Source organism: Pleomorphomonas sp. JP5, assembly GCF_023721815.1.
GTDB lineage: Bacteria > Pseudomonadota > Alphaproteobacteria > Rhizobiales > Pleomorphomonadaceae > Pleomorphomonas.
This window is the reverse complement of sequence record NZ_JAMDLI010000013.1, coordinates 30233-56668: the sequence shown is the minus strand read 5'-3', so window position 1 is coordinate 56668 and position 26436 is coordinate 30233. Positions and strand designations below refer to the sequence as shown.

At 64.7% G+C, this 26436-nt stretch carries 26 protein-coding genes; 14 read left to right on the top strand and 12 right to left on the bottom strand.

Going from position 1 to position 26436, the window contains the following annotated elements; translation table 11 throughout:
• Positions 1 to 2 precede the first annotated feature (2 nt).
• Together fliP and M4J40_RS17540 are read right to left on the bottom strand one after the other, a co-directional pair.
• The gene (gene fliP, locus M4J40_RS17545) at positions 3 to 818 is read right to left on the bottom strand and encodes a flagellar type III secretion system pore protein FliP (RefSeq protein WP_251755715.1); all 816 of its coding nucleotides are present in this window, start codon (positions 816 to 818) and stop codon (positions 3 to 5) included.
• A gap of 132 nt (positions 819 to 950) precedes the next feature.
• Complete coding sequence (locus tag M4J40_RS17540; protein ID WP_251755714.1) at positions 951 to 2234, bottom strand: flagellar biosynthetic protein FliO; 1284 nt, start codon at positions 2232 to 2234, stop codon at positions 951 to 953.
• A 399-nt stretch (positions 2235 to 2633) separates the two neighbouring features.
• Between M4J40_RS17540 and flgB the strand changes: the two genes are divergently transcribed.
• The 7 genes from flgB (at position 2634) to cckA (ending at position 8759) form a co-directional block, all read left to right on the top strand.
• Positions 2634 to 3044 carry a flagellar basal body rod protein FlgB gene (gene flgB, locus M4J40_RS17535; protein WP_251755713.1) on the top strand — a complete coding sequence of 137 codons (411 nt, stop codon included), beginning with the start codon at positions 2634 to 2636 and terminating at the stop codon, positions 3042 to 3044.
• 9 nt (positions 3045 to 3053) lie between these two features.
• The gene (gene flgC / locus M4J40_RS17530; protein WP_251730427.1) at positions 3054 to 3464 is read left to right on the top strand and encodes a flagellar basal body rod protein FlgC; all 411 of its coding nucleotides are present in this window, start codon (positions 3054 to 3056) and stop codon (positions 3462 to 3464) included.
• A gap of 88 nt (positions 3465 to 3552) precedes the next feature.
• Positions 3553 to 3891, top strand: coding sequence for a flagellar hook-basal body complex protein FliE (locus M4J40_RS17525; protein ID WP_251755712.1), 339 nt, complete (start codon positions 3553 to 3555; stop codon positions 3889 to 3891).
• A gap of 26 nt (positions 3892 to 3917) precedes the next feature.
• Positions 3918 to 4181 (top strand): flagellar biosynthesis protein FliQ, encoded by a 264-nt coding sequence (gene fliQ / locus M4J40_RS17520; protein WP_251730429.1) that lies wholly within the window; start codon positions 3918 to 3920, stop codon positions 4179 to 4181.
• The gene (gene fliR / locus M4J40_RS17515) at positions 4178 to 4942 is read left to right on the top strand and encodes a flagellar biosynthetic protein FliR (RefSeq protein WP_251755711.1); all 765 of its coding nucleotides are present in this window, start codon (positions 4178 to 4180) and stop codon (positions 4940 to 4942) included. The genes fliQ and fliR overlap by 4 nt, the downstream gene beginning before the upstream one ends.
• A 9-nt stretch (positions 4943 to 4951) precedes the next feature.
• Positions 4952 to 6028, top strand: a complete 1077-nt coding sequence (flhB, locus tag M4J40_RS17510; protein ID WP_251755710.1) for a flagellar biosynthesis protein FlhB — start codon at positions 4952 to 4954, stop codon at positions 6026 to 6028.
• A 187-nt stretch (positions 6029 to 6215) separates the two neighbouring features.
• Complete coding sequence (gene cckA, locus M4J40_RS17505) at positions 6216 to 8759, top strand: cell cycle histidine kinase CckA (RefSeq protein WP_251755709.1); 2544 nt, start codon at positions 6216 to 6218, stop codon at positions 8757 to 8759.
• A gap of 79 nt (positions 8760 to 8838) precedes the next feature.
• Here the strand turns inward: cckA and M4J40_RS17500 are convergent, their stop codons facing one another.
• The 8 genes from M4J40_RS17500 to M4J40_RS17465 all read right to left on the bottom strand — a co-directional run bounded on the left by M4J40_RS17500 (position 8839) and on the right by M4J40_RS17465 (position 16864).
• Entirely contained in the window at positions 8839 to 9753 is a 915-nt protein-coding gene (locus M4J40_RS17500) for a pseudouridine-5'-phosphate glycosidase (RefSeq protein WP_251755708.1), read from the bottom strand.
• Positions 9754 to 10082: 329 nt separating this feature from the next.
• The gene (locus M4J40_RS17495) at positions 10083 to 11162 is read right to left on the bottom strand and encodes an ABC transporter ATP-binding protein (RefSeq protein WP_251755783.1); all 1080 of its coding nucleotides are present in this window, start codon (positions 11160 to 11162) and stop codon (positions 10083 to 10085) included.
• Between the two features lie 88 nt (positions 11163 to 11250).
• The gene (locus tag M4J40_RS17490) at positions 11251 to 12045 is read right to left on the bottom strand and encodes a sugar isomerase domain-containing protein (protein ID WP_251755707.1); all 795 of its coding nucleotides are present in this window, start codon (positions 12043 to 12045) and stop codon (positions 11251 to 11253) included.
• Positions 12046 to 12100: 55 nt separating this feature from the next.
• Positions 12101 to 12847, bottom strand: a complete 747-nt coding sequence (locus M4J40_RS17485; protein WP_251755706.1) for a GntR family transcriptional regulator — start codon at positions 12845 to 12847, stop codon at positions 12101 to 12103.
• Positions 12840 to 13718: an ROK family protein gene (locus tag M4J40_RS17480; protein WP_251755705.1), complete on the bottom strand. Its 879-nt coding sequence runs from the start codon at positions 13716 to 13718 to the stop codon at positions 12840 to 12842. The genes M4J40_RS17485 and M4J40_RS17480 overlap by 8 nt, the downstream gene beginning before the upstream one ends.
• Positions 13715 to 14581: a carbohydrate ABC transporter permease gene (locus M4J40_RS17475; protein WP_251755704.1), complete on the bottom strand. Its 867-nt coding sequence runs from the start codon at positions 14579 to 14581 to the stop codon at positions 13715 to 13717. The genes M4J40_RS17480 and M4J40_RS17475 overlap by 4 nt, the downstream gene beginning before the upstream one ends.
• A complete protein-coding gene (locus M4J40_RS17470; protein WP_251755703.1) occupies positions 14578 to 15471 on the bottom strand; it encodes a carbohydrate ABC transporter permease in 894 nt (297 codons plus the stop codon). Before M4J40_RS17470 ends, M4J40_RS17475 begins: the two co-directional genes overlap by 4 nt.
• 88 nt (positions 15472 to 15559) lie before the next feature.
• Complete coding sequence (locus M4J40_RS17465; RefSeq protein ID WP_251755702.1) at positions 15560 to 16864, bottom strand: ABC transporter substrate-binding protein; 1305 nt, start codon at positions 16862 to 16864, stop codon at positions 15560 to 15562.
• Between the two features lie 203 nt (positions 16865 to 17067).
• On the opposite strand from M4J40_RS17465, the gene nagA reads away from it, so the two are divergent.
• Positions 17068 to 18183, top strand: coding sequence for an N-acetylglucosamine-6-phosphate deacetylase (gene nagA / locus M4J40_RS17460; protein WP_311134156.1), 1116 nt, complete (start codon positions 17068 to 17070; stop codon positions 18181 to 18183).
• 44 nt (positions 18184 to 18227) lie between these two features.
• On the opposite strand, the gene M4J40_RS17455 is transcribed toward nagA, so the two are convergent.
• On the bottom strand, positions 18228 to 19109 hold the full coding sequence (locus M4J40_RS17455; protein WP_251755700.1) for a PfkB family carbohydrate kinase: 882 nt from the start codon (positions 19107 to 19109) through the stop codon (positions 18228 to 18230).
• A 215-nt stretch (positions 19110 to 19324) separates the two neighbouring features.
• Here M4J40_RS17455 and recA point away from each other — a divergent pair, with 215 nt between their 5' ends.
• The 3 genes from recA (at position 19325) to alaS (ending at position 23877) form a co-directional block, all read left to right on the top strand.
• The gene (recA, locus tag M4J40_RS17450) at positions 19325 to 20410 is read left to right on the top strand and encodes a recombinase RecA (RefSeq protein ID WP_311134155.1); all 1086 of its coding nucleotides are present in this window, start codon (positions 19325 to 19327) and stop codon (positions 20408 to 20410) included.
• A 67-nt stretch (positions 20411 to 20477) separates the two neighbouring features.
• On the top strand, positions 20478 to 20873 hold the full coding sequence (locus M4J40_RS17445) for a RidA family protein (protein WP_251755698.1): 396 nt from the start codon (positions 20478 to 20480) through the stop codon (positions 20871 to 20873).
• Between the two features lie 349 nt (positions 20874 to 21222).
• On the top strand, positions 21223 to 23877 hold the full coding sequence (gene alaS / locus M4J40_RS17440) for an alanine--tRNA ligase (protein ID WP_251755697.1): 2655 nt from the start codon (positions 21223 to 21225) through the stop codon (positions 23875 to 23877).
• Between the two features lie 73 nt (positions 23878 to 23950).
• On the opposite strand, the gene M4J40_RS17435 is transcribed toward alaS, so the two are convergent.
• Complete coding sequence (locus tag M4J40_RS17435; RefSeq protein WP_251755696.1) at positions 23951 to 24565, bottom strand: PadR family transcriptional regulator; 615 nt, start codon at positions 24563 to 24565, stop codon at positions 23951 to 23953.
• 283 nt (positions 24566 to 24848) lie between these two features.
• Between M4J40_RS17435 and M4J40_RS17430 the strand changes: the two genes are divergently transcribed.
• From M4J40_RS17430 to M4J40_RS17420, 3 genes are all read left to right on the top strand, one after another.
• Entirely contained in the window at positions 24849 to 25337 is a 489-nt protein-coding gene (locus M4J40_RS17430; RefSeq protein ID WP_311134154.1) for a GNAT family acetyltransferase, read from the top strand.
• Positions 25338 to 25599: 262 nt separating this feature from the next.
• Positions 25600 to 25860 (top strand): hypothetical protein, encoded by a 261-nt coding sequence (locus M4J40_RS17425; RefSeq protein WP_251755695.1) that lies wholly within the window; start codon positions 25600 to 25602, stop codon positions 25858 to 25860.
• A gap of 97 nt (positions 25861 to 25957) precedes the next feature.
• Positions 25958 to 26326 (top strand): VOC family protein, encoded by a 369-nt coding sequence (locus M4J40_RS17420; protein ID WP_251755694.1) that lies wholly within the window; start codon positions 25958 to 25960, stop codon positions 26324 to 26326.
• Positions 26327 to 26436: the final 110 nt, after the last annotated feature.

The window sequence follows — 26436 nt, the reverse complement described above, 5'->3', positions numbered from 1 at the left end:
CCTTATCCGCCCGCGTAGCTGCGAACAAGGCTGCCGGCGAGCATCGCCCAGCCGTCGACAAGCACGAAAAAAATCAGCTTGAACGGCAGCGACACCACCTGCGGCGGCAGCATCATCATGCCCATGGCCATCAGGATCGACGCAACCACCATGTCGATGATCAGGAAGGGCAGGTAGATCAGGAAGCCGATCTCGAAGGCTCGGCGTAGCTCGGAGATCATGAAGGCCGGGATGATGATCCGGGTTTCCAGATCGTCCTGGGTCTCGGGTTGCGGCAGGCCGGCAAGGTCGACGAACAGGCGCAGGTCGACTTCGCGGGCATGCGCCAGCATGAAGGCCCGCATCGGCTGCATGGCGCGGGTGAACCCCTCGGTCAACTCGATCTGATTGTTGACCACCGGTTCGATGCCGTTGGTGTAGGCATCCTGGAATGTCGGCGCCATGATGAAGGCGGTGAGGAATAGCGCCAGCGAGATCATGACCGCGTTTGGCGGTGCCGTTTGCAGGCCGATGGCCGATCTGAGCAACGACAGCACGACGACGATTCGCGTGAACGAGGTCATCATCACGACGATCGACGGGGCCAGGCTCAGAACGGTGAGCAACCCGACGAGCTGAACGGCGCGTTCGGTCAGTGTCGATCCCTGGCCGAGCGTGATGCTGACGTCCTGGGCGAGGGCAATGCCGGATGACAGGCCAAGCCACAGGAGGCCGAGGAGAAGCGGACAGAGCAGGATGACAAGACGGCGAACGCCGTGGCGGCCACGCGGTGCCACCTTGTTCTCCCGTCCGGCCTGTTCGTCGTCGTCCGCTGCCATCGCGCCTATCCGAAAGGATCGGCGCGCCATGCGGCCGATCGCGACCGGACACGAATCATCCGGCTTTTCGCGACACTGTCGCCCCGGCCGGCAGGCGGCTCAAGGCGACAGGCATCGAAAGCGCACGAGAGGTCAGCGTTTTCCCTTGGAATCACCGGCCAGATCGTCGAGCAGACGGGCCATCTCGTCTTCCAACGAGGAAAACTCGGGGCTGGTGCGGACGTCGTCCTCCGGCTTCTCGGCTACGGGTTTCTCGGTCACGCGCGGGGTGACCACCGGTTCCGGAGCGGCAACCGGCTCCGCGGCCGGCTCGGCGCTCCGGGGCTCGGCAATCCGGGGCTCGGCGACGGGCTGCCTCAGCGGCGAACGCGTCGGAGTTGCCTGCGCGGAGGGCTCGCGGGTTGCAACCGGCTCCCGGGCCACTGACGGCTCGCGCGGCGCAATCGGACGCGGCGCCTGAGTCGCCCGCGGGCGAAGCCAGGCGGAGGCGGCCGACGTGGTCGGCTTTGCCGGCTCGGGCTTGGGCGCCGGTTCCGGTGCCGCGGCGGGCGGCTCGGCCGCCTCGATCTTCATTTCCTCGATCTCGCTCTTGAGCGCTTCATCAAGCTGTCGAGCGAGGTCGTCGAAGCCGGGACTGTCTTCCACCGGAGGGATGGACACGCTGGCGGGCACGGGACGCGCCGGTTCGGACTTGCGCTCCATCTGCGGGGCTTCGTGCGGCTCAGGCAGATCCGACGATTGCTTGTCGGAGACGATCGGCGAAATGGGCGCCACCGTCGGCTCGACGCGGTGGGCTTCTGGCGGAATGTAAGGCGAGGGCGCCGCGCCGCGCGAGGCATCCGGCGTGCGGGGCTGTGCGCGGTTGAGGCGCGACTGGATCGACGTGGCCTTCGGGTGTTCGCCAGCGACATGCGACGGAAAGGCCGGACGGGCGGGCTCGACGGCGGCGGCGGGGCGCGGAATCGGTACGGGGCGGACGGTGGCGGGCGCTTCCATCATGGGCGCGACGGGCGCTGCCCCAACGGCGGGCGTTTCGGCCGCCGTGGCCTCGCTTTCCTCGGAGGAGGCCGTAGAGGAGACAGCCGGACGAGCGGTGCGCCCGAGACTGCCCACTGGAACGCCCCGGATGATGGTTGGCTCGACGACGAGGTCGTTGCCGCCACCCACCAGAATCAGATGCTCGACGCCGTCTCTCCGCACGAGCAACAGGCGCCGGCGCTGGTCGAGGGCGATCTGCTCGACGATCGTGAGCCGGTTCTGGCGGCTCCGGCCGATCGACAGCTGGCCGCCAGTCGCATAGTTGCGGAGGACCCAGCGGAGCAGCAGCAGAAGCCCCGCTACCACCGCGAGGGCCAGGGCATAGCGCACGACGGTTGCCCCCGTGGCACCAAACCAAGTTACCAGCAATTCCTGCATCTCACTTTTCCACCCAAGACCTGTTTCGTTGAAGGTGCCAGTTCGTCAAGTCGATAACCGGTTTATCTCGAAATGGGAAATTATTCGGAAACGTCTTCCGCCGCCGTTCGCTTCGTTCCGCTTTGCACCGGCAACCCCTCGCAGACAGGGCGTTGCAAGGCGCAACCTTCAGCCCATTAGGCACTTTTTCCCAGCTATCAGCCAAATCGGGCGTTTTTCAAGCCTCTCCGGACCTAGAGGAATGGATTGTTAACCATTCATTAACCCTGAGGTCGGCAAATATTGCCTACGGTTATTCAAGTTGCGAATCCTTGTGAAGGACAGCGACTTTCAGGGCGCCGCTCCTCTTGCGGTGTATCAGGCGGCCGGTCCGGACGCCAACTGCGGTGAGTTCTTTCGATGTCGATGACCGATCTGCCGGTCCTGCAGGCCCTCAAAGGCAAGCTGCGCTTCCACGAGACGCGCCAGAAGGTGCTTGCCGAGAATGTGGCCAACGCGGAGACGCCGGGCTACACGGCGCGCGACCTGAAGGCTCCCGACTTCTTCCGCATGGCGGTGGAGGGCGAGGGGGACGGCGGCGTCGCCACTGCCCTGACCAACCCGATGCACATCGCCGGGCCTCGCATCAGCAATGTCGGGCCGCTCCGGCCCGAAAAGGTCGGTGGTTACGAGGTGACGCCGGACGGCAACGCGGTGTCGCTCGAAGACCAGATGATGAAGGTTACCAGCAACCAGATGGATTTCCAGGCCGTGACGTCGCTCTACCAGCGCAGTCTCGGCCTGTTGAAGACCGCCGTTGGCAAGAGGTGAGGTGAGGCCATGGACTTCCTGAAGACGTTGATGATCTCGTCCGCCGGCCTCAAGGTGCAGACCGGTCGGATGCGCGTCATCGCCGAGAATGTCGCCAATGCCGATTCCGTGGCGTCGACGCCGGGTGGCGACCCCTACCGCAGGCAGATTCCCACGGTCACCTCCAAGTTCGACAAGGAGCTGGGGGCCGAGATGGTGCGGCTTGGGCGCGTGGTACCGGACCGCTCGGACTTCGAGCTGAAGTACGAGCCGAACAGTCCGGCGGCCGATGCCAGCGGCAACGTCAAGTATCCCAACGTGTCGCCGCTCATCGAGATGGTCGACATGCAGAGCGCCCAGCGCACCTACGAGGCCAATCTCAACGTCGTCTCGTCGACGCGCGCCATGCTCCAGAAGACCATCGACATTCTGCGCGGCTGAGTACGCCCGAAGCTCTTTGTTTGAACACTAGTCCTGACGCAAGGCCGACACGCGCCTTTGCCGGAATCGCCTTAGGAGGACCATCGTCATGGCGCTCACCACCACCGCGCTTAATGCCAGCAATGTGTACGGCGCCATGTCGAGACTGGCGAATCGCGGTCAGGCGGGGCAGGCTGGCGAAGCGGCTGCCGGGGCCGCCGGGGTGACGTCTCCCGATTTCGGTTCCATGCTGCGCGATCAGGTGCGGGATGTGATCGATCAGGGTAACGCCTCGGAAGTCAAGCAGGCGAGCTACATGGCCGGGAAGGGCAACATCATCGATGTCGTCACGGCCGTGTCGGAAGCCGAGGTGGCGCTCGATACGATGGTGTCGGTGCGTGACAAGGTGATCTCGGCCTATGAGGAAATCATGCGCATGGCGATCTGACGCCGGCGCGGTTCGGAGCGGACGGCATGGGTGGCGCTGAGGTTCTCGACCTGGCCCGGACCGCCATTTGGGTGACCATCAAGATCGCGGCGCCGGTGATGTTGGCCGGCCTCGCGGTCGGCTTTGTCGTGTCGCTGTTTCAGGCCTTGACGCAGATCCAGGAACAGACGCTGGCCTTCATCCCGAAGATTCTTTCCATCTTCATCGTGCTGATGCTGGTGCTGCCCTTCATGGCCGACTCGCTCAACAGCTTCATGGTGACGCTCAGCGAATGGATCGTCCGGGGATGACCATTCGCATCCTTCCCGACGTCACGGTCCTTTTCATCCTGCTGTTCGCCCGCATCGGCACGCTTTGCATGCTGATGCCCGGCATCGGGGAGCCGACGATATCCTCGCGTGCTCGCCTGAGCTTTGCGCTGCTTCTCACCGCCGTCTTCTATCCCCTGCTGTCGAACCGGTTGCCCTCCGGGCTCGCCAACGACATGAGTCGATTGATCTTCGCTCTTGTCGCCGAAGTCATCATCGGCGTCGCCATTGGCCTGACCGCGCGCCTTCTGATGAGCGTGATCCAGATTGCCGGCACGGCGATTGCCTCCGACATCGGCCTCGGCTTTGCCCAGAGCGTCGACCCCACCATGGGCCAGCAGGGCGCCATCATCTCGTCCTTCCTGTCGGTGACGGGGGTGACCGTTATCTTCGCCACCGACCTGCATCACGTGGCTCTCGCCGGCATTGCCGGCAGCTACACCATGTTTCCGCCCGGCGATTTGGTGCCGGTCGGCGACTTCAAGGATGCGGCGATCCTGACGATCGTCGAGTCCTTCAAGACCGCCTTGCAGATCGCCGCGCCCTTCATGGTGTTCGCCCTGGTCTACAATCTCGGCCTCGGTGTGTTGCAGAAGCTGATGCCGCAGTTCCAGGTCTACTTCCTGGCGATGCCGCTCACCATCATGATCGGCCTCGCCATTCTCGCTTCGCTCGTCGCCACCATCCTCGGCCTCTACCGGTCCTTCATGGAAACCGGTCTGATGCGCCTCGTTCCCAACTGAGGCAGCGCCATGGCCGGTCCGGACGACGACAGCGACAAAACAGAAGAACCTACCCAACGAAAACTCGAGCAAGCGCACGAGCAGGGCGACGTCATCAAGAGCATGGAGGTGGGCACGTTCTTCGGGCTCGTCGCCGTGACCGCCGTCATCGGGCTGACCGGCTCCGGAATGATCAGTGCGCTGCTGCCGCCCCTTCGGGGCGTTTTCGAGCATGCCGCCGAGATCGCCCTCGACAGCGGTGCTCTGCGCCGCCTCTATCTCGCACTGGTTGGCGGCTTCCTGTTGGCGCTCGCCTTCCCGCTGGTGCTGATGGCGCTCGGCGGCGTTGTCGGCAATCTCGCCCAGCATCGCATGGTTTTCTCTTGGAAATCCCTGGAACCACGGCTCGACAAGCTGTCGCCGCTTGCCGGGCTGAAGCGGATGTTCTCGCCGGAAAGCCTCGCCAACTTCGTCAAGGGTCTTCTGAAGGTGGCGGTGCTCGGTACGGTGATGACCATGGTGCTGTGGCCCGAGCGCGACCGGCTGGATGCGCTCGTCACCATCGACATCGCCCGTACGCTGTCGGTAGCGAAGTCGCTGGCGCTTCGCATGCTCGGCTTCATGCTGGCGCTGATGTTCCTGATCGCCGCGGCGGACTATTTCTGGTCGCGCTACCGCTACATGCACCGTCAGCGCATGTCGTTGCAGGAGGTCAAGGACGAGCACAAGCAGACCGAAGGCGATCCACACGTCAAGGGGCGCATCCGGTCGTTGCGCATGCAGCGGGCGCGTCAGCGCATGATGCAGAAGGTGCCGGATGCGACGGTGGTCGTCACCAACCCGACGCACTACGCCGTGGCGCTCAAGTATGACGAGACGACACCGGCCCCGATCTGCGTCGCCAAGGGCGTCGACGAGGTGGCGCTGCGCATCCGCGAGATGGCGAAGACGGCGGATGTGCCGATCGTCGAGAATCCGCCTCTCGCCCGCGCGCTTTATGCCAGCGTCGATCTCGACGACGCCATCCCCGAGCAGCACTACAAGGCGGTGGCGCAGGTGGTCGGTTACGTGTTGAACCTCAAGAAGAAGCCGAGCTGGCGGTCCTGATGGTGGCAAGCGGGGCGCGGAAGGCCTTCAAAAGCTGGTATCATCGTCCCGGATTGGCGAAAAGGCGCAAGTCGCCGTTTGCCTCGTCACGGGCGATTGCTAAAGATCATGGCATGAACAGACGATTCCCGGCCGTTGCGCCAACCCATTGGGCGCGGCGCCGGCAGGCGGGCAGGGCAAGAGCAGCATGAACGAAACCGAGCCGTCGGCACCTTCCGTCGAAACGCCGATCGTCGACCGCTCCGAGCGCGGCGGCAACGTGGGGCTTGTCATAGCGCTGGCACTGGCTCTGGTGGCCGCCGCGGCGGTGTTCGCAGTGCTCGACCGGGCGGCGGCCGAGCCCTATGTGCTCGGTCTTCTCGGGCTCCTGGCGGTGATCGGCGTCTTCTCGCTGTTTGCCATCGCCATCGGTCTCGTGCGTCTCTCTTCGCGCAACGACGGGCAGGTGCAGCTCGCCAAGCGCTTCCTCGACACCATGACCGACGGTGTCTGCGTCACCGACGGCGACGGTCGCATCGTCTATGCCAACGCCACCTACGGCCGGCTGATCCGGGCCGAGTCGGCCGTCGATGTCCGCACCGTCGAGCGGGTGTTTTCGGGGGATCCCGACACGGCCGACGTGATCTTCCGGCTGGCCCAGGCCTCCCGCGAGGGGCGACGGGCCATGGAGGAACTGCGCGTTGCCCATCCCCTCGGCCGCATCGACGGTCCGGCCCGCTGGTACCGCATCCGCGTGCGGCCGCTCACCGGCCTGTCCCTGCCACTCAACGTGTGGCAAGTGGCCGATATCACCCGCGATCGCGACGAGCAGGAGAACAGCTTCCAGGCGTTGCAGCGGGCGGTGAACTTCCTCGACCATGCGCCGGCCGGCTTCCTGTCGGCCAATGCGCTCGGTCGCGTCGTCTACATGAACGCCACGCTGACCGACTGGCTTGGCTACGACCTCACCGAGTTCGAGGCGGGCGCCATGCAGCTCAAGGAAATCGTCGTCGGGGACGGCGTGGCGCTTCTCGACGGCATTCGCGGCGCATCCGGCGAAGTGAAGACCGGCATCGTCGACCTCGACATGGTCAAGCGCAACGGCCAGATCCTGCCGGTCCGCATCATCCATCGCGTACCGGTGGGTAGCGACGGCGCGGTGGGTGACAGCCGCACGCTGGTGCTGAACCGCTCGCCCGGAGAGGACGTGTCGGAATCGCTGCGCGCCGCCGAGGTGCGGTTCACCCGCTTCTTCAACAATACGCCGGCCGCCATCGCCTCGATCGACAAGGAAGGCCGCATCGGCCGCAACAACGCGCCGTTCATGCGCCTGTTCGGATCCTCCGTCAGGCCAGACCCATCGGCCCCACGCGGCCGCCTGACCGACGTGATCGCCGAGCGCGATCGCAAGGCGATTTCCGAGGCCATCGTTTCGGCGGTGAACGGACAGGGCAACATCTCGGGCATCGATGTGTCGCTGGCCGGAGAGGGCGACCGTTACGCCCGCTTCTATGTGTCGACCGTGGAGGAAGGGGCTGGCGACGGCGAGGTGGCCATCGTCTACGCGCTGGAAACCACCGAGCAGCGGGCGCTGGAGGCGCAGTTCGCCCAAGGGCAGAAGATGCAGGCGGTCGGTCAGCTGGCCGGCGGCGTCGCGCACGACTTCAACAACGTGCTCACCGCGATCATCGGCTTCTCCGACCTGCTGCTCAACAACCACCGGCCGACGGACCCGTCCTTCCAGGACATCATGAACATCAAGCAGAATGCCAATCGGGCGGCCGGCCTCGTTCGGCAGCTCCTGGCCTTCTCGCGCCGCCAGACGCTGCGGCCGCAGGTGCTGGTGCTGTCCGACGTTCTGGCCGAACTGTCCAATCTCCTGAGTCGTCTTCTCGGCGAGAAGGTTCAGCTCAAGGTCAACAACGGCCGTGACGTCTGGCCGGTGATGGCCGATCTCAACCAGTTCGAGCAGGTGGTCATCAATCTGGCGGTCAACGCCCGCGACGCCATGACCAAGGCCGGCAAGCTGGAGATCCGCACCTCCAACGTCATGGCGGACGAGTGCGCGCGGTCCTATCCCTTCAAGGGCATGCCGGCTGCCGAATATGTGCACATCGAGGTGGAAGACAATGGTTCGGGCATGACGCCGGAGGTCATGGAAAAGATCTTCGATCCGTTCTTCTCGACCAAGGAGGTCGGCAAGGGCACGGGCCTCGGCCTTTCCACCGTCTACGGCATCGTCAAGCAGACCGGGGGCTACATCTATCCGGTTTCGGAGCTGGGGGTTGGAACCACCTTCCACATCTTCCTGCCGCGGCACGAGGCCCCGGCCGACGCCGTGCCGAAGAAGAACGTCGAGGCGACGCCGATCGCCGATCTCACCGGCAACGCGACGATCCTGCTGGTCGAGGACGAGGAGGCCGTGCGCGCCTTTGCCGCTCGTGCGCTGGCCTCGCGCGGCTACACCGTTCACGAGGCCTCCACGGGCGCTGAGGCGCTGGAAGTCATGGCCGAGGTGAACGGCAAGATCGATCTGGTGGTATCCGACGTGGTGATGCCGGAGATGGACGGGCCATCGCTGCTTCGCGAGCTGCGCAAGACCCAGCCCGATCTCAAGATCATCTTCGTGTCGGGCTATGCCGAGGACGCCTTCAAGAAGAACCTGCCGGAGAACGAGCAGTTCAACTTCCTGCCCAAGCCTTTCTCGCTGAAGCAGCTGGCGACGACGGTGAAGGAAACGCTTGCCGAATAGCTCAGGCGACGGTCGGCGCAATCTTGACTGTGGGGTTTCTTCGGGGCTGGGCGAACCAGCCCCGAAGCGTATCTGACGATCAGCTCTTCAGCGCCGTGGCAATGTCGGCGGCGAGGCGGGCGTTGTTCATGACCAGGGCGATGTTGGTCTTGAGCGACGAGCCGGCGGTGCGCTCGAACATGTCGGCAAGAAGGTAGGGCGTTACTTCCTTGGCCGAAATGCCAGCCGCCTTGGCCGAAGCCAGTGAGGCGGCGATGAAGCCCTGCATGCGGACGGCCGGGATCTCGTCTGTCTCCGGCACCGGGTTGGCGATCAGCATGCCCCCTTCGATGCCGAGCAACTTGCGCGCCTTCTGGAAGGCGGCGATCTCGGCGGCAGAATCGAGCCGGAGCGGGGCCTTCAGGCCCGAGCCACGCGACCAGAAGGCCGGGAACTCGTCGGTGCCGTAGCCGACCACCGGAACGCCCTTGGTTTCGAGAACCTCCAGTGTCTTTGGCAGGTCGAGGATGGCCTTGGCGCCGGCGGCGACGACGATCACCGACGTGCGGCCGAGCTCCTCAAGATCGGCGGAGACGTCGAAGCTCTCCTCGGCGCCCTGGTGGACACCGCCGATGCCGCCGGTGCCGAACACCTCGATGCCGGCGAGGTGGGCGCAGATCATCGTTGCGGCGACAGTGGTCGAACCGGGACGGCCGGTGGAGATCGCGAAGGCGAGGTCGGCGCGAGACAGCTTCATGACGCCGGTCATGCTGCCCAGCTTGTCGAGCGTGTCGGCATCGAGGCCGATGCGGATCTTGCCGTCGAGAACGGCGATGGTGGCCGGTGCGGCGCCGCGGCTGCGGATCTCGGCCTCGACGGCGCGCGCCGTCTCCACGTTGTCCGGATAGGGCATGCCGTGGGTGACGATGGTGGACTCGAGTGCGACGACCGGCTTGCCGGCTGCGATCGCGGCTTCGACTTCAGGCGAATAGACGAGTGGCAGGGATGCCATCATGCCTCCGAATGTGGCCGCACGACAAGGCCACGGAGTGGGCACGCGACGTCGGCGGCGGGTGATGGATCTCCGAGCCGCACTCTATACGACAAGACGGCGGCCTTGTGAAAGAGGGAAGACGCAACGGGCGGCAAAAAATGCAAATCGTCCTGTTGTTTCAACGGGCAGTCTTGCTTTTGGACGCCCACGACCTGGGCTGGCGGATGCGCTCCATCGCGTAGTGTCGCTTCCAGGCGTACTGGAGCAACTCCAGCGACAGCGGGAACCGGCCTTGCGTGAGAACAAATAGATGGAGCACGTTGGCGAACCTGGGTTCGCCGGGGGCGGCTCTAGACAGCCAATCCCTCGTCGTCGAACAGTCGCAGGCGAACGGAATCGCAGCCGAGCGTCAGCTGAGATCCGAGATTGGCGGGATGCGCAGCGTCGACGCGAGCGACGATGAGCTGGCCGGACGCCGTCTCCAACTCGAGAAACGATTGGTCTCCGAGGCGTTCGATCAAGCGGACGGTCGCCGAAATCCCGAACTCTCCTCCACCCAGTGCAAGATGTTCGGGCCGAAATCCCAGCGTCGCCCGCGAGCCCACCTGCGTCGCTCCGGTCGCAAGCATCGGAACCGTGACTTCACCGGTATCGGGGCTGGAAAACCGGACATGATCCGTTTCGACAGCCGTGATCTCGCCTTCGATGAAGTTCATCTTCGGCGAACCGATGAATCCGGCGACAAACAGGTTGCGCGGACGCTCGTAGAGCTCGATCGGTGTGCCGATCTGTTGCACCACGCCTCCATTGAGGACGACGATCCGGTCGGCGAGCGTCATGGCCTCGACCTGGTCGTGGGTCACGTAGATCATGGTCGAGCCCAGCTGGGTGTGCAGCTTGGCGATCTCGCGGCGCATGGAGACCCGAAGCGCGGCGTCAAGGTTGGAAAGCGGTTCGTCGAACAGGAACACCTTGGGGTGGCGGACGATGGCGCGGCCGATCGCGACACGCTGGCGTTGCCCGCCGGAAAGCTGATAGGGGCGGCGGTCGAGCAGTTCCTCCATCTTCAGGATGCGCGCCGCCTCGTGGATGCGAACGTCGATCTCGCTCTTTCCCATGCCGGACAGCTTGAGGCCAAAAGCCATGTTGCCGTAGGCGGTCTTGTGGGGATAGAGCGCGTAGGACTGGAACACCATGGCAATGCCGCGTTCGCGTGGTGCGTCGTCGTTGCAGCGCGTTCCGTCGATCAGGATGTCGCCGGTGGAGATTTCCTCGAGGCCGGCGATCATCCGCAGAAGCGTCGATTTGCCGCAGCCGGACGGTCCGACAAAGACAACGAACTCGCCATCGGCGATTGAAAGGTCGATACCCCGGATCACCCCGACGTCGCCATAGGCCTTGGTCACGTCTTTCAGTTCGACAGTTGCCATCGTCATTCCCGCTCCGTGGCTTGGTCCGGACGATCCCAGCCGGCAGAACCGGCTGGGACAATGTCGTTGTTTCTGATCCGCGACTGGTTCAGAGCTTGCCGCTCATGCGGTCCTTGAAGAAGTCCAGGTGCTTTTCCTGCGCCTTCAGCATCTTCTCGCGATAGACGCCGTAGATGATGTCCGTATCGAGCAGCGTGACGCCGGCGATGGTCGGGGAGGCGAAGGTCGGCAGCTCGATGCCCTTGTCGGCGAGCTTGACGGCAGTGCGCGAGACCAGTTCGTGCATCATCATCATGGCGAGCACGGTGGACGAACCGGAGACCGGCCGCGACCAGCCCTTCACCTGAACGATGGCATCCTCGATCGGCGCGCCGGTGTCGATGACGATATCCGCGGCATCGGCAAGACGCTTGCCGGACGAATGGGTCGCCGGCTTGTCGAGGTTCTGCTTGGCGGTGATCGCCACCACCGTGAGGCCGCGCTTCTTGGCGTAGAGCGCCGTGTCGATGCCGGAGGAGTTGCGGCCGCTGTGACCGAAGATGACGATGGAGTCGCCGGGGTTGAGCGGCTGGTGGTCGAGGAACTTCTCGGCGTAGTTCTCGGTCCGCTCCAGCCAGAGCAGCTCGCGAACGCCACCGGCGCCGAGCACGTTGTGCCACATCACGCGGGGGTCCGTCAGCGGGTTGAAGCCGACGTAGGAGCCATAGCGCGGGAAGGTTTCCTGGCACGGAAGCACCGAGTGGCCGGAGCCGAACAGGTGAACGAGGCCTTCCTTGGAAAGAGAGTCGGACAGCGCGGCGGCGGCGGCTTCGAAGGCCGGCTCGTTGGTGGCGGCGGTTTCCTCGGCGATCTTGACGAGGCGAGAGATGTAGAGGCTGGACATGGTTGACCTTTCCTTGGGGTACTGAGTTGTGGACGGCAGGCGCCGCCCTGGGGTGCTAGAGATAGAGTTTGGACCGGATCTCGTAGCGGTCGCCGCGCATGGTGGAGACGGCGAATTCAAAGGGACCGTTGACGTCGTAGGTGACGCGCTCGACGACAAAGGCCGGACTGCCGGACGGAACGCCCAGAAGCTCGGCGTCGCCTTCGAGCACGCTGCCGACGCGATAGGCTTCACGCGCTTCCTTGGGCAGGATGCCGTAACGGCTGCGCAGCGCCTCGTAGAGCGAGGTGAGCTGTGGCGAGAGCTCGACCAGTCCGGGCACCAGCGAGGCCGGCAGGTGGGCTGTCTGGATGCCGATAGGTGCGTCGTTGCCGAGGCGCAGGCGACGGAGCCGCACCACCGGTTCGCCGAGCTTGATCTCAAGGGCATCGGCGATCGTCTCGTCCGCCTCGGTGGTGTCGGCCTCCAGAAGGCGTGAACTACCGGTCAGACCGAGCGAGGCCATTTCCTGCGTGAAGCTCGTCAGGCCCCGCACTCCGGCGATGACGGTGGACGACCGTACGAAGGTCCCACGCCCGTGCTCGCGGCGCAGAAGGCCGGATTCTTCAATGTTTCTAAGCGCATGTCGGACGGTGATGCGGCTGACGCCGAGCATTTGCGACAAGCGCTCCTCGTTCGGAAGCTGCGTCTCTTCCGGCCAGGTACCGTTGGCGATGAGAGCCCGCAGGGCCTGTTCGGCCTGATGCCAGAGCGGTTCGGGCCGATTGCGATCGGGTAGAGTGACGAGGCCAAGATTAGACATGGTCGACTTTCCAAAGGGGGCTGCCTGCCGCCGCGACGGCGGCACCGGCAAGGACGGCACCGGGGCCGAAGTGACCAACGGCGATACGGATGGAGCGGAGATGCGGTGGCAACTGACGCGTCAGGGCGGCGCGCGTCAGGGGGGCGAGAACATCGAAGGACGACGCGACGCCGCCGGTGATCAAGATCACGGCTGGGTCGAGCAGGGCGACGGCGCCAGCGAGACAGGTGCCGAGCGCGGCGGCGGGCTCTTCGAGCCGCTTGAGCGCATCGGGTTGTCCGGCGCGGGCGGCGGCGATCAGCTCCGTACCATTTCTGAGGCCTGCCGAGCGGGCGAGACGGTCGAGGGCGCGGCCGGCGGCATGGCGCTCCAGCCAGCCGCTGCGGTCATCGCCAGCGTCGTCCCGGTCGGCCGACGCCCAACCGAAGGAGGCGGCGCTCCCGCCGCTTCCGCGCAATACCCGACCGCCGGAGAGTACGGCCGAACCGATACCCGTGCCGATCGCGACCAGGATGGCATCGGCGAGGCCTGCGGCGGCGCCGGCCGTGGCTTCGGCGACCAGGGCCATGTGGGCGTCATTGCCGAGGGCGACCGGTTGCCCTGGGAAGAGCGCTGCGACGTCGTTGCCGTCGAGATAGGGCAGGTTGGGCACCCAACGGCAGAGCGTGCCGTTGGCAAGGCCTGGAATTGCGATCCCCAGACCATCGGGTCGGTAAGCCTCGATTTGCGCGTCGACGAAGGCTCGGAACGCGTGGAGGTCGGACGGCGCGGCGCCATTGGCGACCACCTCCGTTTCGCAGGGGCTATCGGCATCGGCAATGCCGGCGCGAATGTTGGTGCCGCCGATATCGATGGCGAGAACGCGGCTCATCCCTTCACCCCCGACGAGACGATGCTGTCGACGAAGAAGCGTTGCAGCAGCAGGAACATGACGAGCGGCGGCAACACCGCCATCGTTGCCCCGGCCATGACGAGACCGGTGTTCATCGCACCCCGGTTGTAGCTCAGCAGGCGCGAGAGCGAGAGGACGATCGGGTAGCTGTCGACCTGTCCTTGCAGGACCGTGAGCGGCCAGAGATAGGTGTTCCAGTGGTAGACGAACGCGAACAGGGCGAGGGCGGCGATGGCCGGGACCACGGCCGGAGCCACCACCGTGAAGACGATCCTGAGTTCGGATGCGCCATCGACGCGGGCGGCATCGATCAGGTCGTCGGGCACGCCGGCAATGAACTGCCGCATCAGGAAGACGCCGAAGGCGTTGGCCAGATTGGGGACGATGACGCCGGCCAGGCTTGCGTTGAGCCCGATGGAGCCCACGAGCCGGTAAAGCGGAATGAGCGTGACGATCGGCGGCAGGAACATGGTGGCGATCACCGCCGCGAACAGCAGGTCGCGCCCCCTGAAGCGGTACTTGGCGAAGGCGTAGCCCGCCATCAGCGAGGTGATCAGGATGCCGAGCGTGGTGGTGGTGGCGATGACTGCCGAGTTCCAGAAGGATCGGCCGGCGTTGATGACGCTCGCCACCTCGCCATAGGCTTGGAAGTTCACCGACTCCGGGATCCAGACCGGTGGCACCTGCATGCTCTCGGCCGGTGTCTTGAAGCTCGACAATACCATCCAGATCAGAGGAAAGGCGGAGACCACGGCCACCAGGACAATGCCGCCCAGGAGCAGCGCATCGAGTGGTCTGGCCTTGGAGGCCCGGAACAGACGGCCCTTGCGAACGCTGCTCATTTGTCGTCGTCTCCTCTGCGTGCGAAGGCGAACAGCGCGACGATCACCACGATCAACGCCAGCATCAGCGTGACGGCCATGGCCGACCCGAGCCCCCCTTGGGCCCGCTCGATGCCGACGCGGCGAATGTAGTAGGTGAGCACATTGGTGGAGTTCGCCGGTCCTCCCTGGGTGATGAGTGCGACGGGCTCGAACACCTGAACGGCGTTGATGACGGCGATGACCGCGCTGAACAACAGCGTCCGGCGCAGCAGCGGCAGCGTCACGCCGAAGAAGGACTGCACCGGATTGGCGCCGTCGATCCGCGCTGCCTCGTAGAGCGAGGTGGGAATCTGGGTGAGGCCGGCGATGACGAGCACCGTGAAGTACCCGACCTGCTGCCAGACGTTGAGAAGAACGATGGAGGCAAGGGCGGTATCCGGTGACGACAGCCACAGCTGACGGTCGAAGCCGAACCAGCCGATGATCTGGTTGAGCGGTCCTTCGTTGGGCGAGTAGAGTTTCGACCATACCAGGGCCACGGCGATCATCGGCACCATGTAGGTCGAGAACAGAACGGTCCGGAGCACATGGCCGCCTGCAACCCTCGTCTGATAGACCATCAGGCCCAGCGCGACCGACAGCGGCAGGATCACGATCACCGAAAGCGCCGTGTAAAACGCGGTGTTCCAGAAGGCCTGGCGGAAGTCCCGGCCAACCGAAAGCGGGCTGAGCAGGTCGGCGTAATTCTGCAGACCGACAAACCTGGTGGAGCCAAATCCGGTCTGGGTCGACCAGGCCTGAAACGACAGCCAGATCGTCAGCAGCATTGGCAGGAAAATGAAGACACCGACGAGACTGACGGCTGGGGCCAGCATCACGAGTATCGGGGTGCGAGGCGAATGGGTCATGGCCGACTTGTTCTGGAGGTGAGGTTGGGGTGAGGACCGGCGGGCTTGTGGCCCGCCGGACCTGACGCACGGACCAGCGGTGTTTTCTTTATTGGGCAGCGCGTTCCAGGATCGATACGCTGTCAGCCTGGGCATTGGCCTGCGCTTCCTCGGCTGAGAGGCGGCCATACTGAATGCCTTCGATGACCTGCTGTAGCGCCTCGGAGAACTCCTGACCGCCTAGGACCACCGGGAACGGCTTGGCATCGGCCAAGGTCTTGACGTATCCGGCGAGGAAGTCGCGATCGAGGTCCTTGGCGTGGGCAGTGACATCCGAGCTGCGCGACGGCAGGATTCCCATCGAGAGCAGGATGTCCGACATGGCGGAGGCGCCATCCTTGCCGGACGACGGACCATTCAGCCAGGACAGGAACTTCCAGGCGGCTTCCCGCTGCTCGGCCGAGGCGCCGGTGTTGACGACGGTCAGCCACGAGTAGGAGATCGAGCGGGCCTTGTCGCCATCCGGCCCTACGGGGATCGGGGCGGTGCCGATGTCGGAAAACCTGTCGCCGAGGCCGCCCTTCAGCGCACTCTCCCACCAGTTGGCCATGATGATCATGCCGGTGTTGCCGGAGACGAAGTTGTCGAGGAAGGGGCCGGTGGTGTTGGCGTCGGCGGTTCCCATCGCCGGGTCGGTGTAGCCCTTTTTGATGAAGTCCTCGTAGAGCTTGAACGTGGAGGCGGCCGCCTTGCTGTCCAGCGTCGGCTTGCCGTCGACAATGAGATCGCCTCCATTGGACACCAGCAGCGAAGCGAACGGATGGACGACCCCGGCCGCCCAGGAGTTGATCATGCCGAAGCCCTGCTGCCTGATACGGTCGCCCTCCTTCTTGGTGAGTTTCTCAGCCGCCGCCTCAAACTCGGCCCATGTCGCCGGTGGCGCGGCGATGCCGGCCTCCGCGAAGAGCTTCTTGTTGTAGTTGAGGGCGTAGACGTCGATTTCGTTGGGGTAGCCATAGTACTTGCCGCCGACCGAGGCGGCCGACGCGACGCCCGCCGGCCAGTCGCTTCCGATTTCCTTGGCGTTGGCCTCGGGGGCGGGTTCGACGAGTTTGTCGCGCGCCAGCTCGGGCAGCCACAGATCGTAGATCGACGCGATGGTCGGGCTTTCCGCCGAACTGCCCTGGGAACGGATGGTCGTCAGGAGATCGCCGAACGGAACGGCGCGCACGGTGACGGTCACGTCGGGATTGGCCGCCGTGAACTCCTTGGCGGCGGCCTCCAGTTTTGCGACGGTCTCCGGCGACCAGTGGGTCAGGTAGGAGATGGCGGTCGGCGCCGCCAGGGCCGAGCCGCTCAGCAGAGCGGTGGCGATCAATGCCGAAACGAAAGTAGTTCCATGAGACGTTTTCACTTTTTTTGCCCTCCGGAAAGCTCGTCTCCGGCCTCACGCCCTCTGGGCACCCCCTCGTTTCTCGCTTCGGAATGGCAGCCGCCGGGCAGGCGCCGCGTGCGTCAGTTCCGTCGAAAACGAAGTGAACGCTTGCTTTTCGTGGAGGTCGGTACGAGACCCCTTGGCTCTTTGGCCTCCGAGAGGTTATAACAACATAATCATGAATGCAATGGAGAGCGTTGATGACCAATTCCGGTGAGCTGACGGGGCAAATTCTGACGCCCGGCGGCTTAGTGAGCGGGCGCATTCTCTGGCGCGACGGACATGTAGAGCGCATTGAGAAAGCACATGGAGTCCCAGATGCTTATGTGTTGCCCGGCTTCGTCGATCTTCACTGCCATGGAGGCGGTGGCGCGGATGTGATGGATGGTGGCGACGCTGTCCGAAGGGTGGCGGCTACGCATGTCGCGACCGGTACGACGTCGTTCCTGGCAACGACGATGACGGCGCCCGTTCCTGACATCGAGATGGCTCTTGCCGCCGCGGAAGCGGTGAGGAAGGCTCCGGCGCTGGGTGAGGCGACGGTCCTGGGCGTGCACCTCGAAGGGCCCTTCATTTCTCCGCAACGGCTCGGCGCCCAGCCGGCGAATGCCATAGTCGGCAGCGTCGAGCTGATGCGACGCTTTCTGGACCTGGCGGCCATCAGGGTCGTGACCGTCGCCACCGAGGCCGATCGGGATGGCGCGTTCATCCGCTATCTTGTCGAGGCCGGCATCCGGGCTCAGCTCGGCCATTCCCTGGCCGACTATGAGACCGCGGTTGAGGCGATCCGCTGCGGTTGCCGCTCGGTCACCCATCTCTTCAACGCCATGAGTCCCTTGCAGCACCGCGCGCCCGGTATCGTTGGGGCGGCGCTCGCCCACCTCGACTACGCGGAGCTGATTCCCGATCTGCTGCACGTCCATCCCGGCGCCATCCGGGCCGCCATGCGCGCCATTCCCAACGTCTACGCAGTGACCGACGCGACGCCGGCCACCGGGATGCCCGACGGCGCCTACAAGCTCGGCTCTCAGTCGGTTTTCAAGTGCGACAACGGAGTGCGCCTGGCCGATGGGACCTTGGCCGGCTCATGCCTGACTATGTCGCAGGCGTTTCGGAATCTGGTGTCTATCGGACTTACGGTCGAAGAAGCGTCCCGCCGGACGTCGACCTTCGCCGCCGACTACATTGGAGAAACCCAGCGGGGCAGACTTGTCCCCGGAGCCGTTGCCGACATGGTCGTGGTCGAGACGGACCTGTCCTTGGCCGGTGTGTTTGTGGGCGGCGACACCATTTCGTAACGCGGGTCCGACGCAACGCCGGTTCCCACTCTTGCCGACCTGCGCTAGGCGCCGGCCGCCGCCACGGCCGAGGCAGCCACCCAGTCCGGCAACTCGCGCAAGGCGCCCGCGGTGGCCAGAGCGGCGCGGGCGGCGGACATGCCGACTTCAACGGCGGCGGGAAGCGGGGCGCCTGTGGACAGGGACAGCAGGATGCCCGCCGTCTGGGCGTCGCCGACGCCGGTGACGTCGATCACCTCGGTCGGGTGGGGCTCGATTTCGGTGATGCGGCCTTGGTCGAGGATGGCGAGTGGCTTCGATCCACCGGTGATCACCGCTCGCCGCGCGCCCGCCGCCGCCAGATGTTCGGCCGCCTCGATCGGTCGGCTTACCGGATGGCCGACCAGAAGTTCGGCCGAGGGAAGGTTGCAGATGAACAGCGCCCCCGACGTGACGAGCGGCTTGAGGCGCGGCGCCTTGGCTCTCGATATGGCGTCCAGCACCAGCCTCTCGCCATGGGCCTTGGCGAGGCGGGCGAGTTCGCCGGGGGCAAGGTTGGCGTCGGCGAAGACCAGGGCGTCGCTGCTGTCGAGCGTCGCGGGTGGCAGCACGAAACCGTCGTAGAGGCTTAGGTCGGAGATGGCCGAAACGAGCTCTCCCGCCTCGTCATGGATGGCAAGGTAGGTGCCTGTCCGGCCCGCCGCATCAACGACAATCGCTCTCGTATCGAGCCCGGCTGCGTCGAGTTCGGCGATCAGTTCGCGACCGGCCAAGTCGTCGCCGACCACGGACACGAAGCGACAAGGCGCGCCGGCCCTCCCGAGCAACACCGCCACGTTGCGCGCCACGCCGCCGGGGCGGCGGGTCACGATGCCTGGGCACGAGGTTGCCGGCTCGTAGACGATGCCGGCGCGACCGAGTACGTCCTGATGGCAGCCGCCGACCACCAGAAGGGGGCGGAAGGCTTCGTTTCGATTCCTCGTACCCAGCGTATTTCTCCCCGATTTCCGGTGTTTCAGCCTCGCCGGAACACGACGGGAACAAAACCAGAGTTACTTTTTTGTGTCAAGGACATATATGTCGCTTGCTCATAGGAACAAATCATGTACATTTACGGCGAATTTGAAATCCGGGAATGGCCGTGAAATAAGGAGCGAATCCAGTGTCGCAGAATTCACTTCGCCTCGTGGAAGGAACCTCCATGGACAAGACCAAGGCGCTCGACGCCGCCCTGTCGCAGATCGAACGGGCCTTCGGCAAGGGGTCCATCATGCGCCTCGGCAAGGGGCAGGTGGTGGAAGTGGAGACGGTGCCGACCGGTTCGCTTGGCCTCGATATCGCGCTTGGCATCGGTGGCTTGCCCAAGGGGCGCATCGTCGAGATTTACGGTCCCGAGTCGTCGGGCAAGACGACGCTGGCGCTGCACACCGTGGCCGAGGCACAGAAGCGCGGCGGCGTGTGCGCCTTCATCGACGCCGAGCATGCGCTCGATCCGGTTTACGCCCGCAAGCTGGGTGTCAATCTGGATGATCTCCTGATTTCGCAGCCGGATGCCGGCGAGCAGGCGCTCGAAATCACCGACACGCTGGTCCGTTCCGGCGCCGTCGACGTTCTGGTCGTCGACTCGGTGGCGGCGCTGACGCCGCGCGCCGAACTCGAAGGCGAGATGGGTGATCAGTTGCCGGGCCTGCAGGCCCGCCTGATGAGCCAGGCGCTCCGCAAGCTGACGGCGTCGGTTTCCAAGTCGAAGACCATGGTGATCTTCATCAACCAGATCCGCATGAAGATCGGCGTGATGTTCGGCAGCCCGGAGACGACCACTGGCGGCAACGCCCTCAAGTTCTATTCGTCGGTGCGCCTCGACATCCGCCGCATCGGCGCGCTGAAGAACCGCGACGAGATCGTCGGCAACCAGACCCGCGTCAAGGTGGTCAAGAACAAGCTGGCGCCGCCGTTCCGCGAGGTCGAGTTCGATATTCTCTATGGCGAGGGCGTTTCCAAGGTCGGCGAGCTGATCGACCTTGGCGTCAAGGCCGGCATCGTCGAGAAGTCCGGCGCCTGGTTCTCCTACAACAGTCAGCGTCTCGGGCAGGGGCGTGAGAACGCCAAGCAGTTCCTGCGCGACAATGAGGCGCTCGCCGTCGAGATCGAGGCGGCGATCCGTCAGAATGCCGGCGTCATCGCCGACTCCATCCTGAAGGGCGCGCCCGAAGACGATGCCGAGGGTACGGCGCCCGACGCCGAGTGAGAAGTTGGAGACCCAGCCCCAGGCCCGATCGGGCCTGGGGCTGGGCACCCGGCGCCCTGGAGGCCCCATGCTGTCTCGCAATCCGACCGGCGTGCATGCGCCGGTCGCCGCGTATAGCCACCAGATCGAAGTTCCGGCGGGCGCTCGCTGGCTGGTGCTGTCTGGTCAGATCGGCCTCAGACTCGACGGTGTGCCGCCTTCCGATCCGGTGGAGCAGATCGAGGTGGCGCTCGACAACATTCGTCGCAATCTCGAGGCGGCCGGCATGGGCGTCAGCGACCTCGTCAAGCTGACGTTCTATCTCGTCGGCGATATCGACGCGGAGCGTCGCAAGCGGGCGCTGGAGGCGTTTTTCGGCGATCATCGGCCCTGCATGACGCTGCTTTACGTGTCGGCCCTGGCTTCGCCCGCCCTAAAGGTCGAGATCGACGCCTGGGCGGCGCGCGAGGCTCCTGCGGGCTGACGAGGAGGGCGGCTCGAAAGCCGCGCACGGCTGCGGAATATCCTTGCAGTCGCCGGCCCTGCGCCGCTGGACAGGCGCATGGCCGGCGGATAAATAACGCTTTGCCTTGCTTGGAGCCGATGACGTCGGAGCCGGTCTGGCCTGCGCGTCCTTCCCTCCGAAAGGTTGCCGTCTCCAGGCGCCATACGGATTGCCGAGACGAACCCCGCCGGCCGGTCCCTTTTCGCTGTCGCTCGATGCAGGGCGTTAGGTTGCGGGAGCGTGCGAGCGGCTCGCGGGAAATGGGGTTCGGGCGGATCGGCTGCGCGTGTCGCGCGGGTGCCGTCCTAGCGCAGGCAGGCGGATCGTCATGAGTGGTGTGAACGAGATCAGGAAGACCTTCGTCGACTATTTCGGCAGGAACGGTCACGAGGTGGTGTCGTCGAGCCCGTTGGTGCCACGCAACGACCCGACCCTGATGTTCACCAATGCCGGCATGGTGCAGTTCAAGAACGTCTTCACCGGTCTTGAGAAGCGCCCCTACAGCCGCGCCACCACGTCGCAGAAGTGCGTCCGCGCCGGCGGCAAGCACAACGATCTCGACAATGTCGGCTACACGGCCCGCCATCACACCTTCTTCGAGATGCTGGGCAACTTTTCGTTCGGCGACTACTTCAAGGACCGTGCGATCGAGCTGGCCTGGAACCTGATCACCAAGGAGTTCGGGCTGCCGAAGGACAAGCTTCTTGTCACCGTCTATTCCGAGGACGAGGAAGCTGCGACCTACTGGAAGAAGATTGCCGGTCTCTCCGAGGATCGCATCATTCGCATCCCCACTTCGGACAACTTCTGGGCCATGGGCGACACCGGTCCTTGCGGTCCCTGTTCGGAGATCTTCTACGATCACGGCGATCACGTCTGGGGCGGACCTCCGGGCTCGGCCGAGGAAGACGGCGACCGCTTCATCGAGATCTGGAACCTCGTGTTCATGCAGTACGAGCAGATCTCCAAGGAGGAGCGCGTCAATCTGCCGCGGCCGTCGATCGACACCGGCATGGGCCTCGAGCGCATCGCGGCCGTGCTGCAGGGCGTTCACAACAACTACGATATCGACCTGTTCCAGGCGCTGATCCGCGCCTCGGTCGAGGCCACCGGCGTTGCCGCCGAAGGCGATCAGCTCGCCTCGCATCGAATCATCGCCGACCACTTGCGCGCCTCCAGCTTCCTGGTGGCCGACGGCGTGCTGCCGTCCAACGAAGGGCGCGGTTACGTGCTCCGCCGCATCATGCGCCGGGCCATGCGTCACGCCCATCTGCTCGGCGCCCAGGATCCGCTGCTGCATCGTCTGGTTCCGGCTCTGGTGCGCGAGATGGGGCAGGCCTATCCCGAACTGGTTCGCGCCGAGGCGCTGATCACCGAGACGCTGAAGCTCGAGGAAAGCCGCTTCCGACGTACGCTGGCGCGCGGCCTGGGTCTGCTCGACGAAGCGACCGGCGGTTTGGCGCAGGGTGGCAGCCTCGACGGCGAGACGGCCTTCAAGCTTTACGACACCTATGGCTTCCCGCTGGACCTCACGCAGGATGCGCTCAAGGCGCGGGGCATCTCGGTGGATACCGACGGCTTCGCCGCCGCCATGGAGCGCCAGAAGGCCGAAGCGCGCGCCAACTGGGCCGGCTCGGGCGAGGCGGCGACGGAAACGGTCTGGTTCGCACTTCGCGAGAAGGTCGGCGCCACCGAGTTCCTCGGATATGACACCGAGAAGGCCGAGGGCGTGGTGATGGCTCTCGTCAAGGATGGCAAGGAGGTCGCCGACCTCAAGGCCGGCGAGACGGGTTCGCTCATCGTCAACCAGACGCCGTTCTATGGCGAGTCCGGTGGCCAGGTGGGAGACGCCGGCAGCATCTCAGGTGCCGGTTTCCGTCTGGCAGTGACCGATGTGCTGAAGAAGGCCGATGGCCTCTTCGTGCATCAGGTGACGGTCGAGGAAGGCACCGTGAAGGTTGGCGAGCCGGTCGAGCTGACGGTCGACCATGCCCGCCGGTCGCGCATCCGTGCCAACCACTCGGCGACGCATCTCCTGCACGAGGCGCTGCGCTCGGTGCTGGGCAAGCACGCCGCCCAGAAGGGCTCGCTGGTGACGCCCGATCGCCTACGCTTCGACTTCTCGCATCCGAAGCCGATGGACGAGACGGAGCTGGCCGAGGTCAGCCGTCTCGCCAACGCCATCGTGCTCCAGGACGGCGCGGTCACCACCCGCCTGATGGGGCAGGAAGAAGCCATTGCCGAAGGCGCCATGGCGCTGTTCGGCGAGAAGTACGGCGATGAGGTACGCGTCGTCACCATGGGCACGGCGATCGAGGGCGAGAAGGCCGGCAAGACCTACTCGACCGAGCTTTGCGGCGGTACGCATGTGTCGCGCACCGGCGAGATCGGTCTTGTTCATATCGTCGCCGAGAGCGCCGTTGCCGCTGGTGTGCGCCGCATCGAGGCCCTGACCGGCGATGGCGCCCGCGCTTATTTCGAGGATCAGGAGAAGACGGTCCGCAGTGTCGCCCGCGAGCTGAAGGTTTCGGTGGGCGATGTGGTCGACCGCGTGGCCACGCTGGTCGAGGAGCGCCGCAAGCTGGAGCGTGAACTTGCCGAGGTCCGGCGCAAGCTGGCCATGGGTGGTGGTGCTGCCGCCGACGAGGTGGCTGAGGTCGCCGGTATTAAGTTCCTCGGGCGTGTGGCCGAGGGCGTCAGCCCGAAGGATCTGAAGGGCCTCGTCGACGAGGGCAAGGCCAAACTCGGGTCCGGCGTTGTGGCTCTGGTCGGCGTTTCCGAGGATGGCAAGGCAGGCGTCGTGGTTGGCGTGACCGCTGATCTCACCGCTCGCTTCTCCGCCGTCGATCTGGTGCGCGTGGCGTCCGAGACGCTCGGCGGCAAGGGCGGCGGCGGTCGTCCCGACATGGCGCAGGCCGGCGGTCCGGACGGCGCCAAGGCGGCCGAGGCGCTTGACGCGATCCGCAAGGCGCTCGCCGGCTGAACCCGGCTGACATTCTGACAGAAAACGCCCGTCCGAGCGGAAGCTCGGGCGGGCGTTTGTCATGGGGGGGCGTTCAGATCTGTTCGATCTTGCGGGCCGTCTCGTCGAGCAGGTCGGCCAGTGCATCGATCTGTTCGGGTGTCAGCGCGGCGCTCTGCATCTTCAGGCGCATGGCAAGGCGCATGTTCTCGACGGCCCGGAAGAGACGCGGGTTGTGTTCATGGCGGCGGTCCGCACTGGCCTCGTCAAAGCGGGCAAGCACCGCGTCGATGGTGGCGCGGTTCTCTTCCACGGTGGCGCGGCCGGCCTCGGTGGCAGCGTAGAGCTTCTTGTTGCCCTCCGAGCTCATCACCTCGATCTGCCCGGTTTCCTCAAGCAGCGTCAGCGTCGGATAAATGACGCCGGGGCTCGGCGCGTAGGCACCGCCGGTGCGGTCCTCGATCTCCTTGATGATCTCGTAGCCATGGCGCGGCTGTTCGGCGATCAGCGCCAGAACGATCAGGCGCAGGACACCATTGTCGAAAAAGCGGCCGCGGCCGAATGGTCCGCCGCGATGACCGGGGCCATGACGCTCCGGTCGATCCCCGCGCTCGCCCCAGAAGGGGCGTCCAAAGGGGCTACGGCCGCCGGCGGCACGGCGGTCATCCTGGCAATGAGTGTCGTCGAAATGCTGGAATTTGGGGTGCATAGATATCTCCTGTTATCTCGTGATGTAATTAGATATATCTAAATTAGATCGGATTTCAAGGGGCAATCATCGCGGATGCGTGGATTTCGCTGCGCATGGATGATGCGAAGCGACGCTGGATTGCGGTAAGGTGTTGAGACATTTGTAGTTCGCTTGCTCCGGGCTTTGCATCGAGCGCTGCCTCATCAGGGATGAATGGCCAGATCTCCAGCGGGGATTGGCGATATCCGGGAAGGTGTCGCGATATGCCGGCTATCAACGGAGTCGCTTCGGAGGGCCGGACGTGCGTTTCGACGATACCTTGACCGTTGACGAGATGAACGATGCGGAGCGCGAGGCCGTCGTCGCACTCTGGACACGCTGCGGTCTGACGAGGCCGTGGAACGATCCAGTGGCGGATGTGGCTTTGGCCGAGGCGACGGAAAACGCCGCCGTCCTGGTGGCGCGTCGGGATGGGCGCATCGTCGGGGCGGCCATGACCGGTCACGACGGTCATCGTGGCGCGCTCTACTATCTGGGCGTCGATCCCGATCAACGGCGTGGGGGCGTTGGTCGAGCCCTGGTCGAGGCGGCGGAAGGCTGGTGCCGGGCGCGCGGCGCCCCCAAGCTCAACCTGCTCGTCCGCGCCGAGAATCAGGCCGTTCTCGCTTTCTACGCAGCGCTGGGCTATCTGCCGACCGACAGTCTTTCGCTCTATCGCACACTCGACCCGGATCGCGCGGAGCAAGAGCGGGCGCAGAAGGCCGCTTGGGCGGCTGCAATTCGTCGATGACGATCGTGTCGACTAAAGTCCAGTCAGCGTTCTATTCTTTTTTATAACGCTGAATAGAAAGGCATATTTGCTTTCTCGGCAGAAATTCGAGTGCAGTTCCCTCAAGGCGTTAACTATTTGGCGTGGTACTACGACTAAGTAGAAATAGACCCAGTGGCGGAAATTAAACATGATAGATTCCTACTGGAAAAGAGATCCAGCCTGAGGTTTCGTTTCGGCCCCGCGGCGGGGGAGGGCGAATCCGAGTGTCGGAGGCCGATACATGCTCGCGCTTGAACTGGTGCTTGTGCTGGTCGTTACTGGCCTTGTCGTCGGAACGCAGTTCCGAGTGATGGCCATGGCCCCGTTGGCCCTCGCGGCCTGCATCTGCGCATTCCTGGAAGCCATGACCCTTGGAGCGTCCGGTTCGCGCGTGGCTCTTCACATCGCCGAAGCGGCCATCTTCTTCGAGGTCGCCTATGCCGTCGGAGCCGCGCTGGTTCACCTTCGGCTGCCGCTGCTCTCTCCGCGCCGACGCGTCTGACGGATATTTCGGTCAGTTTGACTTGTGTTCATGCTGCCAAATTTTGTCAGCATGATGCTCTATGGGATTTCTGTCGCAACGGTGCGAGGAGAGTCCCATGATCACGCCCACATATTGCCTGCTTCACGTCGCTTATCCCGAGGCGAGCTCTGTCTTTTATGGCGAGCTGTTCGGAGTGCCTCCGGTCGAGTCTTCATCGACGTTCGTGTTGTTCGTTCTCGAGGGGGGGATCAAGGTTGGACTGTGGTCCAGGGACACGGTGAGACCGGAGACCGGTGGGGCGCCGGGCGCCCTGGAAGTCGGCATCGCCATGAAGACGGCGGCCGAAGTCGATGCTTTTCATGACCGTTGGCTGGCGAAGGGCCTGCCAGTCTTCCAGCCGCCCGTGGACCTGGACTTCGGCCGCAGTCTCATGCTGACCGATCCCGACGGACATCGCATTCGCGTCTTTGCCGTGACGGCTTGACGAAGGACAAAGAGCCTGCCGGTTTGGATCCGGCAGGCTTCGTTGATTTGTTCTGGCGCCCGAGGTTGAAGCATCCACAGGCAATCCGAGATTCCCGTTTGGCCGGCGGA